This window comes from Micromonospora matsumotoense (genome assembly GCF_900091525.1).
GTDB lineage: Bacteria > Actinomycetota > Actinomycetes > Mycobacteriales > Micromonosporaceae > Micromonospora > Micromonospora matsumotoensis.
Genome location: NZ_FMCU01000005.1, coordinates 325622 through 339703, shown reverse-complemented (window position 1 = coordinate 339703; position 14082 = coordinate 325622). Strand labels below are relative to the sequence as shown.

The 14082-nt window shown below is 71.5% G+C and carries 12 protein-coding genes and 1 pseudogene; 4 read left to right on the top strand and 9 right to left on the bottom strand.

Annotation, left to right across the window (positions count from 1 at the left end; all coding sequences use genetic code 11):
- Window positions 1–291: 291 nt before the first annotated feature.
- A complete protein-coding gene (locus tag GA0070216_RS13555) occupies window positions 292–1437 on the top strand; it encodes a hypothetical protein (RefSeq protein WP_141723071.1) in 1146 nt (381 codons plus the stop codon).
- A 325-nt stretch (window positions 1438–1762) separates the two neighbouring features.
- Here the strand turns inward: GA0070216_RS13555 and GA0070216_RS13550 are convergent, their stop codons facing one another.
- The 3 genes from GA0070216_RS13550 to GA0070216_RS13545 all read right to left on the bottom strand — a co-directional run bounded on the left by GA0070216_RS13550 (window position 1763) and on the right by GA0070216_RS13545 (window position 6133).
- Window positions 1763–3658 (bottom strand): tetratricopeptide repeat protein, encoded by a 1896-nt coding sequence (locus GA0070216_RS13550; protein ID WP_176738951.1) that lies wholly within the window; start codon window positions 3656–3658, stop codon window positions 1763–1765.
- A 316-nt stretch (window positions 3659–3974) separates the two neighbouring features.
- Window positions 3975–4355, bottom strand: coding sequence for a hypothetical protein (locus GA0070216_RS34515; RefSeq protein ID WP_176738950.1), 381 nt, complete (start codon window positions 4353–4355; stop codon window positions 3975–3977).
- A gap of 563 nt (window positions 4356–4918) precedes the next feature.
- Window positions 4919–6133 carry a PP2C family protein-serine/threonine phosphatase gene (locus tag GA0070216_RS13545; protein ID WP_091244914.1) on the bottom strand — a complete coding sequence of 405 codons (1215 nt, stop codon included), beginning with the start codon at window positions 6131–6133 and terminating at the stop codon, window positions 4919–4921.
- Between the two features lie 135 nt (window positions 6134–6268).
- Between GA0070216_RS13545 and GA0070216_RS13540 the strand changes: the two genes are divergently transcribed.
- Window positions 6269–6658, top strand: a complete 390-nt coding sequence (locus tag GA0070216_RS13540; protein ID WP_091244910.1) for a DUF1304 domain-containing protein — start codon at window positions 6269–6271, stop codon at window positions 6656–6658.
- Window positions 6659–6934: 276 nt separating this feature from the next.
- On the opposite strand, the pseudogene GA0070216_RS13535 reads toward GA0070216_RS13540, so the two are convergent.
- The 3 genes and pseudogenes from GA0070216_RS13535 to GA0070216_RS13525 form a co-directional block, all read right to left on the bottom strand.
- Window positions 6935–7594, bottom strand: a pseudogene (locus tag GA0070216_RS13535) (potassium-transporting ATPase subunit KdpA); the annotation flags it as partial.
- Between the two features lie 26 nt (window positions 7595–7620).
- A complete protein-coding gene (locus tag GA0070216_RS13530) occupies window positions 7621–7710 on the bottom strand; it encodes a potassium-transporting ATPase subunit F (protein WP_091244907.1) in 90 nt (29 codons plus the stop codon).
- Between the two features lie 470 nt (window positions 7711–8180).
- Window positions 8181–9716: a glycosyltransferase family A protein gene (locus GA0070216_RS13525; protein WP_091244903.1), complete on the bottom strand. Its 1536-nt coding sequence runs from the start codon at window positions 9714–9716 to the stop codon at window positions 8181–8183.
- Window positions 9717–10099: 383 nt separating this feature from the next.
- Between GA0070216_RS13525 and GA0070216_RS13520 the strand changes: the two genes are divergently transcribed.
- The gene (locus GA0070216_RS13520) at window positions 10100–10528 is read left to right on the top strand and encodes an ATP-binding protein (protein ID WP_091244899.1); all 429 of its coding nucleotides are present in this window, start codon (window positions 10100–10102) and stop codon (window positions 10526–10528) included.
- Between the two features lie 218 nt (window positions 10529–10746).
- On the opposite strand, the gene GA0070216_RS35450 is transcribed toward GA0070216_RS13520, so the two are convergent.
- Complete coding sequence (locus GA0070216_RS35450; RefSeq protein ID WP_342670724.1) at window positions 10747–11625, bottom strand: DUF3152 domain-containing protein; 879 nt, start codon at window positions 11623–11625, stop codon at window positions 10747–10749.
- 169 nt (window positions 11626–11794) lie between these two features.
- Between GA0070216_RS35450 and GA0070216_RS13510 the strand changes: the two genes are divergently transcribed.
- The gene (locus GA0070216_RS13510) at window positions 11795–13042 is read left to right on the top strand and encodes a DUF2786 domain-containing protein (RefSeq protein ID WP_091244894.1); all 1248 of its coding nucleotides are present in this window, start codon (window positions 11795–11797) and stop codon (window positions 13040–13042) included.
- Window positions 13043–13155: 113 nt separating this feature from the next.
- Here the strand turns inward: GA0070216_RS13510 and GA0070216_RS13505 are convergent, their stop codons facing one another.
- Both GA0070216_RS13505 and GA0070216_RS13500 read right to left on the bottom strand, forming a co-directional pair.
- Window positions 13156–13674 (bottom strand): hypothetical protein, encoded by a 519-nt coding sequence (locus GA0070216_RS13505; RefSeq protein WP_091244891.1) that lies wholly within the window; start codon window positions 13672–13674, stop codon window positions 13156–13158.
- 154 nt (window positions 13675–13828) lie between these two features.
- On the bottom strand, window positions 13829–14002 hold the full coding sequence (locus tag GA0070216_RS13500; protein ID WP_091244888.1) for a CsbD family protein: 174 nt from the start codon (window positions 14000–14002) through the stop codon (window positions 13829–13831).
- Between the last annotated feature and the right edge of the window lie 80 nt (window positions 14003–14082).

Sequence of the window (14082 nt, the reverse complement as noted above, 5' to 3'; positions counted from 1 at the left end):
CCCCCGCATATTCTTGATCGACACCTGACTATTTAATTCTTGTTCCATCCGAGCAAGGTCATCAGATATTTCTACGTAGAGTCCAAAATCAGACATTCCACTTCCCAGCTCACTGCAAGGCCACTGCAAGGCGATCGGCAAGGTGATCCGCAACCAGCTCCTCGACGCTGAATCCCGTCCACATTCAGTGCAGGAGGGACACCAATGACGTCGCTGGAATGGCCATCCACCCCCGTCGGCATCGACGCCAACCGTTGGGTAAGCCGGGCGGGCTGCCGGACGGTGCTCGTGGTGACCCATACGATCGCGAGCTGCCAGCGGTTGCTGGACGTGGTCGAGTACGTCGAGAGCGACCCCCGGGTGCAGTTGGTCTTCACCGTGGCGCCGGACGTCTTCAACCATCAGGTGAAGGGGTTCCTCGACCGGCTGGGCGCGTTCGTCCTGCCCTGGCACCAGGCTGTCCGGGAGCGCTTCGACCTCGGCATCGCCGCCGCCTACGGCGGACTGCACCAACTGCACGCGCCCCTACTGGTGATGGCCCACGGCGCCGGACACGGCAAACGGGTGAGACCCGGGCCGTACGGCGGACCGGTGCTCGCGGACCCGCCGGTGTACGGCCTCGACGCGCAGCGGCTGACCCATGGCGGGCGGGTGCTCCCGACCGCCCTCGCCCTCTCCCACGACCACGAGCTGGACGTGCTGCGCCGACAGTGCCCGGAAGCGGTCGAGGCGGCGGTGGTCGTCGGCGACCCCTGCATCGACCGGCTCGTCGCCAGCCTTCCCTGGCGACCGGATTACCGACGCCGCATGGGGGTGGACGAGCAGCACGAACTCGTCGTGGTCTCCTCCACCTGGGGTCGGGACGGCGTCTTCGGGCACTGGCCCGATCTGCTTCCACAGTTGATGGCGCAGCTACCACCGGACCGGTACCGGGTCGCCGCGCTGCTGCACCCGGCGGTCTGGGACGCACACGGACACCGCCAGATCCGGGCCTGGCTCCGCGACTGCCTCGACGTCGGGTTGCTGCTGCCCGATCCGACCGAGGACTGGCGCGGACCGGTGGTCGCCGCCGACCACGTCATCGGCGACCACGGTTCCGTCAGCGCCTATGCCGCCGCGATCGGACGACGGGTCCTGTTGCTACCCGGGCTGCGCTCACTGCCCGCCGCCGGCACGCCCCAGCATCTGCTCGACGCCACCGCCGCCCGACTGGACCCACACCGCCCGCTGGCACCCCAACTCGCCCCGGCCGGCGAGATCGACCAGCAGGCGGTGATGGCCGCGCTGACCGGCCGGCCGGGGGAGGCCGGCGTGCTGTTACGGCGCACCATGTACCGCCTGCTCCGACTCATCGAACCCGGCCGGCACCGGCAGAGCGGCCCGGTGCCGGTGCCGCAACCGAATTGTGGGAGGGTCGGCCATGACCTCGCCAGCTGAAGCCGTCGTCGTGGCGCTCCTGACCGGTCGGCCGGCACCCCGCTCGGCGCGGCTGGCCGACGTCGTGGTGACCGTCATCGACTCCGAGAACCCGGCCGAGGTCGGCGCGAGCCTCCTCACGGTGTACCCCGGGCTGGCCCTCGCCGTCGTCGGCACCTCGTCGGGCGACGTCGCCGTCGGCGTACGCAACGGCCCACCGCTGCGCCTCGGCCGGTTGGCCGCCACCGGCCCACCGACCGTCGGACTGCTCACCGCCACGGCTCAACTGCTCCACGCCCGCTGGGTCGCCGGAACCCTGTACCACCAGCGCACCATCCTGGACGCGCTACTGCTCGCCCACGCCGCCGGCCAGTTCGTCGAGCCGACGGAGCACGTCGGGCAGCCGGGGCGAGTCGAGCGCGGTGAAGACATCGGCGGCCTCCCGGAAGTGCCGGCGGGCGGCCTCGACGTCGCCGCGTCGCCCGGCGACGCGGCCGAGCAGGTACACCGCCTCTGCCCGCTCGCTGTCCGTGCCGAGTTCGGCCATCCGCACTGCCGCCTCGGTGGCGGACTTCTCGGCGGCGTCCAGGTCACCGGTGCCGAGGTGGGCATCAGCCAGCGCAACCAGCACCCGGGCGGTGTTGTAGGGGTCGACCTCGGCCAGCTCGGCGAAGATCCCCCCGGCCTCCACTAGCAGCGGTAGCGCGTCGGTCGGCCGGCCGGTCTGGGTCCGGAGCATGCCCAGGTTGAGACAGGACAGCCCCACGCTCCGCACGTCCGGCAGCGCCCGCCGTTCGGTCAGGACCCGGGCGTACGCCTCCGCCGCGAGTTCCTCCCGGCCGGTCTCGGCGTAGAGGGTGGCCAACCCCTCCTCCGCGTCGATCACACCCTGAACGTCGCCCGCCTGCCGATACCGGTCGACCGCCGCCCGCCCGTGCCGCTCGGCCGCCTCCTGGTCACCGACGTGGCCACACGCCCGGCTCAGCCGCTTGAGCATGTCCGCCTCGGCCCACACGTTCCCCCAGGCCCGGGCGGCCTGCACCCCGCGCTCGTCGATCTCCAGCCGGTCCCGGTAGTTCTTCACATAGAGCAGCAGGGGCCACATCACGTCGCTGAGCTGCCAGGCCAGCTCGTGGTGGCCCAGGCCGAGGGCTACCCGGCCGGCCTCCATCAGGTTGCTCTGCTCCCGCTCCAACCAGCCGAGCGCAGCGGCCCGGTCGGAGAACTCGGGTGGCCCCGCAAAGGTCCGTTGATAGCTGTACGGCAGCCGCCGTCGGTAGGGGGTCACCACCAGGTCCGCGCGGTGGGCAGCGGCAAGGTAGAACTCCAGCATCGTGCGTACCGTCGCCTGCCGACTGTCCTGCGGGTCATGCTGCTCCGCCAGCTCACGGGCATGCAGTTGGATCAGGTCGTGGTACCTGAATCGATCCTCGGCGACCTCCTCCAGCAAACTCGCGTCCAGCAGCTCGCCCACCACCGCACCGACCCGGGGCACCTGGTCCCGATCCGGCCCGACCACTGCCGTGATCAGATCCATGCCGAACTCCGTCCCCGGGTGCAGGGCCAGCCTCCGGTACAACGCCGACGCCTCCGACGTCAGCGCCTGGTACGAGAAATTGAACATCGTTCTGATCGACATACCGTCCTCCAACGACAGGCCGACCAGTCGCTGTGCCTCGTCGGCCAACTCGGCGACCATCCGGCGAACTGTCAACTTGGGACGGGAGGCCAGTCGCCCCGCCGCCACCAGGAGCGCGACGGGCAAGCCGCCGCAGATTCCCGCCAACTCCTCGGCCGGCTCGGACTCCCTGAGAATCCGCTCCCGGCCCACCGCCCGGCCCAACAACTCGACCGCCTGCCGGGCCGACAACGGACCCACGTCGAGCAGCCGCGCACCCTCGGGCAGCAACCCGGTCAACCGGCGGCGGCTGGTCACCAGGACCACCGCCGACGTCGAAGCGGGCAACAACGGCCTGACCTGACCCGCCGAGAAGGCGTCGTCCAGCAGCACCAACAGGGACTTGTTCGCGGTCACCGTGCGGTACAGCGCGACCTGCTCGGCCAGGTCCAGCGGAATCCGGTCCGGCGCCACCCCCAAGGCCCGCAGGAGGGCCGCCAGCGCCACCCCCGGGTCCAACGGCTGATCATCACTGAACCCGCGCAGCCCGACGTACAGCTGCCCGTCAGGGAAACTGGCCTGCCTGCCGTGGGCCCACTGCCTCGCCAGGGCCGATTTACCCACGCCACTCGGCCCACACAGCACGGCGACGACATTTCCCCCCTGATCGAGAAGGTCGTCCAACTCCGACAGCTCACGCCCCCGGTCGGTGAAATTCGGCGACGGGGTAGGTAGCTGTCGGGGGATCGGCAGACGCTCCACGGCACCACCGATGAAATGCACTCCGCCGTGAATGGCACCGGCCTGGACACTCAGGCCGGTCACGCTTCCCGACTGCTCGTTCGAGGTGCCGAACGGCAGCACGCTTTCGGCTCCGTAGGAATTCTGTGCCAATCGTCCGCGCCCCCACCCGCCCCGCCGCAAATCCCATCGGTGGGAGCTAGAAAACGATGTCCCCCCGCACGTCGCGGGCCTGCACCACTTTCTCGGCTGTCCCGCTGAAGTGGTTGGCCACCTGCCCCTGAGCAGCGATGATGCTCGGTCCAGCGAGCCGGTGCCATTCACTCTTGAGAGCCGTGGCGAATTGCGGGTCGCGAGCCATCACCTCAGCCAGGGCCGAGGCAAGCGCGGTTTGCCGCCACTGCTCCTCCGGATGTTCCACCGCACCGTCGAGCACTACCGACTCCCGGGTGCCCGCACCGAACCGGTCGCGGACCAGACGGAACAAGGAAGCGATCGCCTCCCGAGCCCCTGCTCCGAACGCCTCGGCACCCTTGGTCGCCAGCGCCGTCGCGACCGCGAGGGCTATTTGCTCCTCCACGCCCGACCTCCCACGATTCAGACATAGATGATTCGCGTTGCCGTTGCTGGCGAGCCTAGCGCGCTGGGGCAACGCCTTCGAGGCACTCCCGCCAGATAGGGAGACCCACTAGAAACATATTTCCCCATTTTTTGTACATCAATGCATAACAGTATTTTACTCATTTTAATTACCAATAAAAGGGATATGTTGGACAATAGCCTTAAAGTGAGGGCTCTTCCCTTTCATGTTCAATGCCCTCTAGGATCTTGCTTCATGTTCAGCCTCTGGGTCATGGGATTCGCGGTCGCCCTTGACCTTCTCGCCGCCGCCTCTTCACTCCACCTTTTGGAGTCGCTGAACGACTCCATCCTTGCCGTCATCACCTCTCACTGCGCAGGTTGGGGTGATCTGGCAATGTCCGTCCTCTGGCTTAAATGGGTCGCCTAATCTCACTCAACGTGTAAATAGCCAACGCGTTACGTGTGCGCCGCTGGATTCCCATCCGCGGCGCACACGCCGCCCCGGTCAGCGCACTGTGTTCAGCAGGCCGCCTGCCTGGAAGGACCTGGGGAACGGCAGAATCACAGGCCGGTCGTCGTGCGGTCGCGCAGGTGGGACAGCGGTGCGTGCGGTGGACGCCACTCCAGCAACAGCGCCGTCGCGTCGTCGTCGAGCTGTCCCGACTGGTAGGCGACCACCGCGCGCACCAGCCGGCGCATCGTCTCCGGGGTGGCCAGCTGGTCGTTGAGGGCCCGGTTGACGAAGTCGACGAGACGCGTCAACCCGAACCGCTCCCCGTCGACGCCACGCGCGTCGGTGATGCCGTCGGTGTAGGCGAGGATGCGGTCGCCCGGGTGCAGCTCCTCCTCGTACACCTCGGGGCGGTGGGTCGCCAGGTGGCCCAGGCCGAGCGGGAGCGCGGTCGGGCCCGGCAGCTCCCGGATCGCCTTGCCGTCGCGCAGCAGCAACGCGCCCGGGTGACCGGCGTTGATCACTCGGAGCCGGCCGGTGCTCCGCTCCAGCTCGACCAGGAGCGCCGTGGCGAACATGTGCGGGTGCTCGGAGCGCACCCACCTGTCGATGCTGGTCGCCGTGTCGACCAGGTCGAGGCCACAGCGGCGCGCGTTGCGGTAGGCGCTCACCACCAGGGAGGCCAGGGTGCTCGCCTTGATGCCGTGCCCGCAGGTGTCGAACAGCCCGACGCTGAGCACGTCACCGTTGAGCGCGTAGTCGAAGATGTCCCCGCCGACGTCGTAGCACGGTTCGAGGATGGTGGTGAGCAGCATGTCGTCGGTGGCGAAGGTCAACGGAGGCAGCAGGCCCCAGACGATCTCGGCGGCGACCTGCATCGGCAGCCGACGCCGCAGCCGCTCGACCACATCGCCGTACGGTCGGCGGTTCACCACGAGTTGCGCGACGCAGGTCGCCAACTCCCAGGCCGCCTCGTTCATCGCCGGGTCCCCGGCGGCCGACGAGACGATCTCCAGCACGCCCATCCGCTCGCACCCGACCAGCAGTGGGACCCAGATCCGGTCCGGGCTGTCGGCCGCGCGTTGCACGTCGAGACCGGTGAACGCCCGACCGGCGAGGGTCGTCTCGATCGGCAGCGCCTCGCGGTCCAGGCCGGCATCGAGCAGCGGTACGAGGCTGGCCTGCTGGTAGTCCGCCAGGTAGATCACGATCTCGGTGGCGTCAACGGCCGGCGCGGCCCGGTTCACCAGCAGAGGCAGGTCGTCCGGCCCACCGCGAGGCGCGGCGAGCTGGAGCCAACGCACCGCGTCACCCGCGTCGACCAATCTGAACCTCCCCCACGTCTCCCCCACCGTAGGAGGCGCACGGGAAACCCGCCACCACCTGATTCGGGGATACGGCGGGCAGGAAGAATGACGGTGGCGGACATCTCCGTCCGCGCGTACCAAGGAGGCAGCGTCATGGTCGTCGCAGGGCTCATCCTGGCCGGCATCGCCGGCCTCATCCACGTCTACATCTTCTACCTGGAGTCCGTCGTCTGGACGACCGCCCGCGCCCGCGCGGTCTTCGGCACCAGCCGCGAGGAGGCGGAGACGACCCGGCAGCTCGCCTTCAACCAGGGCTTCTACAACCTCTTCCTGGCCGTCGCGATCGTCGTTGGCATCGTCGCCTACGCCGTCGGCGCGCACACCGTCGGCGCGACCCTGGTCTTCGTCGGCGCCGGTTCGATGGTCGCCGCCGGCCTGGTGCTGCTGATCTCGGCACCCACGAAGGCGAGCGCCGCGCTCAAGCAGCTCGTCCCCCCGCTCCTGGCCGTCGTCGCCCTGGCGATCGGGCTCAGCCTCGGATAGGAAGGGGGACAGCGACGCTCGGTGATGTCTTCGTACGATGCTGCCTTACGTACGACTGACAGGAGCGCTCCATGTCCTCTGCACGCCCACGGAGCGGGCCAGCGGGACGGACTTCGTCGCCTGCGACGCCTTCCTCGCCCGGGGCAACCTGGTGTCGTCCGTGATGGTGATCCGGGGGTCGAGCCGCAAGAGCAACACCGACGGTCTGGTGGTCGTCGGGGCGGTGGCGGCCGAGGCGCTCGGCCGGGGCGCGGCCTGAGAGCGGCGCGGCCACTCAGGGCCGCCGGTGACGGTCTGACCGCCGCCGGTCAGGGTGGTCACGTCGGTGCCGACGGAGAGGTTCTGCACCACGCCGCCGAGCATCAGCACGAGCGCGCCGAGCACCGCCACCGGCAGCAGCACCCGCAGCGTGATCCGGACCAGGTCCACCCAGAAGTCGCCCAGTTCGCCGGTACGGCTGCGGGCGAACCCCCGGACCAGGGCCACCGCCACCGCGATGCCCACCGCGGCGGAGAGGAAGTTCTGCACCGCCAGCCCGGCCATCTGCACCAGGTGGCCCATGGTCGACTCACCCGGGTACCACTGCCAGTTCGTGTTGGTCACGAACGACACGGCGGTGTTCCAGGCGCCGTGCGGACCGACCGGGCCGAAGCCCAGCGACAGCCACAGGTGGTCCTGCCACCGCGGGAAGGCGTGGAGGAACAGGACCGAGACGGCGGAGAAGGCCGGCAGGCTGCGGGCGTAGACGCCCCACGACTGCTCGGCGGCCGGGTTCACCCCGACCAGCCGGACCACCCCGCGCTCGACCCGGGACTGCCGGGTGCCGGCGACCACCCGGTAGATCTGGTCGCCGACCGGGCGGTACGCGGCGACCAGCGCCACCACGAGGGACAACACGAAGACGACACCGGCTGTCGTCGTACCCGGGGTGGCCATGGGTGTCATGACAGTGGCCGTGGTCATCAGAAGCGCTCCGGGAACAGCGGCGCGACGACCATGAACACCGCCAGACCGATCGCCAGCACCAGGCCGACGGCGTTGACGGCGTTCACCGCTTCTCCACGCCCCTCACCACGAGGGCGAGCGCCGCGAACAGCACCACCGTCACCAGCACGAACACCACGTCAGACACGCGGACTCCCTCCACCGGACCCGAACGCCGTGACCGCCTTCCGGCCACGCCGGGCAATCACCACGCGCTGTCGTCCGATGGGGCAGGGTCCATAACGCGACCGTGACGGGCAGCCACGGTTTCTTGACGTGTTCTTCACGCCGACCGGCGGACCGGTGACGGCGGTCACGGTGTGCTGCCCGATCCGCCGGTCCGGCGCGACGGACGCCTTCCGGACCGGTTCCCGGGCGCGGCTCGGAGCACGAGGGCGGTGGGACGCGGTGATCAGGCCGACCGACGAGGTCGGCCGCGAGGAGGCGGCCCGGTACACGCGGGCGGGCGGTACGCACGGCCGCGAGAAGCTGGCCCGGTACACGCGGGCGGGTGGCCCGCGCGGTCGTACCCGCCGGGTCAGCGGCGGATCGCCCGCCGGATCGACTCGGGTACCCGCCGGGCCACCGCCCGGCGCAGCCGGAAGCGCAGGCTGTCCTGGTGCGCCACGGCGACCGGGCGGGCACCGTCGGCGGTGCAGCGGAAGGCCACCGGCAGGGCGGCGTCCTCGGTCCAGCCACAGCAGGTGACCCGGGCCTTCAGGTCCCAGGTGCCCCTGCTCCGGCCGCCGTTGAGCGCGCCGACGTCGAGCCGGGCGGTGCCGTGCTGGACCAGCCGCAGCGTGCCGTCGCCCGCCGGGACCAGCTCGACGGTGCCGGTGACCGGCACGAAGAACTCCTCCCGGGTGTCCCGCCGCCGGGCGATGACGTCGAGCTTGGACTGCTTGATCCGGCTCGTCGCGTCCCGCAGGTCGGCCGGCACGTCGTCGACCGGCATCACCAGCAGCCGCTGCTCACCGTCGGCGGTGAGGACGAGCGGCTGATCGCCGAAGAACAGCTCGGCGGTGAGGGTGACGGTCAGGGTGCTGCCGTCCTGCACGACCCGTTGCACGGTGGGGGCCGCCCGGACGGCCGCCTCCCACTGGGCGAGCCGACGCAGGTCGGGGGTGCGCCCCTCCTCGATGAGCCGGGAGATGATCCGTTGCAGCGGCGGCAGACCGGCGGCGACGCCCGGGGCGAACCGGTCCCGGATCACCCGCTGCGCCTCGCCGACCAACTGGTCCACCCAGTCGGCGGGCGCGTCGAGCAACCGCCGGCCGCGCAGCCGGGAGACCATCTCGTTGCGCAGCCACCGCCGGTGCAGCCGGTCCCGCAGCGGGCCGGGCTCGGTGTGCGCGTCGACGATGTCGAGCGCCTCGCGCAGGTTGACGAAGTATCCGGCCGGCTCCAGCGCGGTGGCCGTGACGTTGCCGGCGTCGACCCGCCGCTGGTGGTGGTAGCAGACGTAGTCGGCCAGCACGCAGGTGCGCCGGGACAGGAAGAAGGCCCGGGTGACCAGGACGTGGTCCTCCAGCCGCCGCTTGCCCTCCGGGAAGCGCAGGTCGTGCGCGACGAGGAAGGAGCGCCGGAACAGCTTGTGCGCGGTCAGGCTGTCGATCAGCGGCGTGTTCTCCAGGGTGGCGTCGAACCGGTTGCGCCGGAACAGCTCGCGCGGCACCGAACGGCGGTGCCCGGCCATCTTGCCGACCACCAGGTCCGCGTCGTGGGCGGTGGCGCAGGCGTACAGGCGTTCCAGCGCCTCCTCGCCGAACCAGTCGTCGTCGTCGGCGAAGAAGACGTACTCGCCCCGGGCGTGTTGGACGCCGAGGTTGCGGGGGCGTGACGGCCAGCCGGAGTTGTCGATGTGCAGCACCCGGAAGTGCGGGTGGGCGGCAGCCAGTTCGTCGAGCCGGGCGCCGGTCGAGTCGGTGGAGCCGTCGTCGACGAACATGACCTCGAACTCGCCGGCCGGCAGTGACTGGCTCAGCAACGAGGTGACGAGCTTCTCGATGTGCGGTCCGGAGTTGTACGCCGGGACCACGACGGTCACCTTGGGGGCATTCGTACTGGCGGTCATGGCTCTTCCTGAGGCGGTCCGCGAGCCGGCGCGGGGATGCGCCCAACCGTGCGGACGGGCACCCGTTAGCGGGGCGTTCCGTCGCCGACATGGCCCGTTCAGTTTGCGGACTTTACGCGACCGCAAGGGCTGACGCAGGCCCCGAATCGGATGATTTCTCGATCCTCGGCGCGGTGGCGCAGGGCGACCCGTTCCCGCCTGGCACACCACCTTCGACAGTGGCCCGAACCACACTCCACCCGGCACCGGGCCGGGGCCCCGGGTCACCGCGCAGCGGGCTCCGACGTGGGCTTGTGCGGTGGCGCGTTCCGGTGCGCCCGAAAGGACGAATCCCCGACAGCGGGCCGGGCATAGGTGACCGCTACGCAGGGTAAACCGAGATCATGGCACCGCTTCTCACCTCGCCGCCCCCGCCTGAGGCCATCGAGTTGCGCCGGTGGGAACTGGCCGATCCCGCCGGCCTGCGGGCCCTGCGGGCCTCCCTGCACGAGGCCGTCACCGGTGAGGAGCTCCTCGACGGGCAGAGCCTCGACGAGGTCCCCGAGTTGATCGCCCTGGTCGCCACCGAACTGGCCACGAATGCCCTCAAACACGGCATCCCGCCCACGGTCATTCGGCTGCTCACCATCGACGAGTCGCTCATCCTCGACGTCGCCGACCACGACCTCAGCACCATCCCCGAATTGTCCGACACCCGGCCGATGGGGGCCGGCGGCCGGGGACTCCAGATCGCCATGGCGGTCTCCCTGGAGGTCGGCTGGTACGCCACCGACCGCACCAAGAACATCTGGGCCTCCTTCCCCCGCCGCTGACCCGGCCGCACGGGACGTCCGCCCTGGCCCGCCGGCCGGCGCTGATCGCCTGCAGGGGGCCGATGTTGCGGTGTCCGATCGCTCAGAACACCGCAACATCGGCCCACCTGAGTTGATCAGCGCCCGGCTCAGACACGCTCAGCCCTGTCCGGTCGACGTCGGCCGTGCCCCGCTCGGCTCGGGGCCGGCGCGCTCGGGCTCGGGCTCGGCGGGAGGGGTCAGTCGCCGGCCGGGATCGGGTCGTCGTATTCGCCGGCGGGGCCGGTGAACAGGGTGCCACCCGCCATCGGCCAGGCGTTCGGCCGGCAGCCGTGCAGGCCGAGGGTCTGCTGCTGCATCACCGGCGCCGGCCCGCCCGCTGCCGGGCACCGCTCGTGACCCCGGCCCAGCCGGTGCCCCACCTCGTGGTTCAGCACGTACGACCGGTAGGTGGCGAGGTCGCCGCGGAAGTCCGGTACGCCCCGTGCCCAGCGCGCCACGTTGATCACGACCCGGTCGCCGTTGCGGCAGGAGGTGTACCGGTCCGAGGGGTCCCCGCACAGCTCACCCCGGGTGACCGGGGTGGTCAGCAGCACGGTGAAGTCGGCCGGGCTGTCGGCACCGACCCGTTGCAACCGCCACCGGCCGTCGGCGGTCCAGCCCCGGCGATCGGCGAGCACCACCGCCACCTCCCGGCCGAACCGCTCCGGGTCGACGGCGTCGATGCCGCCCTCCACCGCCACCCGGTAGCGCAGCAGTTGGCCGTCCCGCCCGGCGACCGCGCCCTGGGCGGTCGCCGTCCGCCAGGTGCCGGTCCCCCGTTGTGGATAGCGCAGCGCCGCCGGGGCGGGCGCGGCGGCGGACCCGAGCGGGACGGGCGCCTCCGCCCGGGTCGGCACGGGCGGCACCGCGGCGGCGGGCGGCCGGACCGGCTCCCGCCGGACGTCACCGATGAGAGCGCCCAGGTCGACGCCCTGCCGCTGGGCCACCACCGCACCGCCGGCAGCCAGCCCAGCCACCACCAGCACCACCGTCAGGACACCGGCCGGGGTCACGCCCCGGCGTCGCCCCCGGTGCCGGCCCCGGTCGGTGGCCTCGCTCACCGTCAGGGTGCTCACCGTTCGCCTCCCCCGTCCACCTCGGTCCACTCCAGGCAGGAGTACGGGCGCGAGGCGCGTACGGATGAGTGCCCGGGAGGAGCAATCCGGGCCCGGGTACCGTTGCCGGGCAGACACTCCCGACGATCCGGACACCTTCCGGCCGTCACCCCCCGAGGAAGGACCACCCGTGCCGGACGCCGATGCCCTCATCACCGCCGCGGTCGCGGCGGTGCGCGGCACCGACGTACGCGATGCGGAGCGGAAGCTGGACCGGCTCGTGGTCGGCGGTGACGGTGGCCGGCCGACGCCCGACGGCCCGGCAACGGTGGACGCCGCGCTGCTCGGCCGGCTGGTGGCCGCCCTGGGCCGGCTCTGGCCACGGGGCTGGCAGCCGGCCGACGTGGCCCGGATCGTGACCCGTCGGCTGGGCGCACGCCCGGGGCGGCTGGTCGCCGAGGCCCTCGCCGCCGACCGGGCGGCCCAGCCCGGCCCGGTGCCGCCGTGGTGGGACGACCAGTTGGCCGGCCTGGACGCCCGGGTCCACGGCGATGACGACGCCGGGTGGCTGAGCGGTTGGACGACCCGGGAGGGTACGGACCGGATCACCGCCCTGCGCGACGCGATCGAGGTGCTGGCGCTGCTGGCCGGCCTGCCGCCGGTCGCGGTGCTCCGGCCCCCGCCCGGCGGCGTCGGTGGCCCGGCCACGACCGCGCCGGGCGGGCCGAGCGGGTCCCGGGTGCTCGACCGGGTACGGGCGTTGCTGGCCAAGGCGGAGTCCACCACCTTCCCGGCCGAGGCGGAGGCGTTCACCGGCAAGGCGCAGGAGCTGATCGCCCGGCACAGCCTGGAACGGGCCCTGGTCGAGGCGACCGCCGCCCACCCGGACCGGCCCGGCGGTGTCCGGATCAGCACCGACGCCCCGTACGCGGGCGCGAAGGCGTTGCTGGTGCAGGAGGTGGCGGCGGCGAACCGGTGCGAGTCGGTCTGGTCGGACGATCTCGGTTTCGCCACCGTGCTCGGCTTCCCCGCCGACCTGGAGGCCGTCGAACTGCTGCACACCTCACTGCTGGTGCAGGCCACCGCCGCCATGCTGCGCGGACGCCGGGAGCGTCAGGGCGGCGGCCGACGCACCAAGGCGTACGACGAGGCTTTCCTGCACGCCTTCGCCCGGCGCATCGGGGAGCGGCTGCGGACCGCGACCGACGAGGCGAACCGGCAGGCGGCGGAGGCCGCCGGGCCGGAGCGGCTGCTGCCGGTGCTCGCCGCCCGCTCCGGCGCGGTGCGGGAGCGGATGGACACCCTCTTCCCCGGCGTCACCCGGGCCCGGTTGACCGTGCGGGACGCCGAGGGTTGGCAGTCCGGCACCTCCGCCGCCGATCGTGCCCTGCTCGCCGGCACCGCCCCACCGACCCGGTCGCTGCCCGGCCGACGCTGACCCCGGCGGTCTTCCCACCCCGCCCGGGTATCCGCGCCCGGCCTGCTGCGCCCGCGTGTCCGCGCCCGGCCTGCTGCGACCGACCGGGCGGAGCGGCCGGGGCCCGGGCCGGCTCAGACGTGGCAGTCGCGGGTGAGCCGGGGCGGGATCTCGACGAACTCGCTGCCCATCCAGCTCGCCGGGCTCTTGGCCGCCGCACCGTTCTCGATCTTGGTGGCGGTCTCGTTCACCAGCTTCTTGATCCGGGCGTCCTTGGCCTTGCGGGCCTGCTCACGGACGTCGTCGGCGAGTCGGCTCAGCCGCCCCTTGAGCTTGCCGTTGAGCTGTTCCGGGGTGAGTTCCTCCCGGGTCGCGTCGGCCGAGTCGGCGGCGATCTGCCGACTGCCGTCGATGATCAGCTGGTCGACGGCGCGGCAGACCTGCGCGGTGTTCGCGGCGGTGCCGGCGGTCGGGGTGGTGGTGGCGGTCGCGGTGCTCGTCACCGGGTCGGGCGTGGCCTCCCCGGTGGGAGCGCCGGCGGCGCTGGTCGGCGTGCCGGGCACGGCGTCGGTGTCGCTCCCGTCGTCCGAGCAGCCGGTCGCGAGGACGGCGAGGACTGCGAGGGTGAGCGCGGTGGCGGAGCTACGGTGCATCGACTTCCCCGTTTCGATGGGTCGGGCGGTACCGCGGAGTGGTGTCGTGCGGTACCACGGACACGATGCCGCACGGCCCGCCCGGCCGACTTTTCACCCCCGACACGCCTCACGCCGGGCCGACGAGGTCGGTCCGGCGTGACGGGTGGCGCGGTCAGCTCTTGAAAGCGTCCTTGACCTTCTCGGCGGCCTGCTTGAGGCTGGACTTGGCCTGGTCGTTGCGACCCTCGGCCTCCAGGCGCTCGTTGTCGGTCACCCGACCCACGCCCTCCTTGACCTTGCCGGCGGTGTTCTCGGTCGTGTTTTCGATCTTGTCGTCGAACCCCATGAGAGCCTCCCGTATAAGCATTTCTTCCAACGCCCCTCAACTACCCCCACCCCCCATACCCAAAACACCGCACCCCCGCT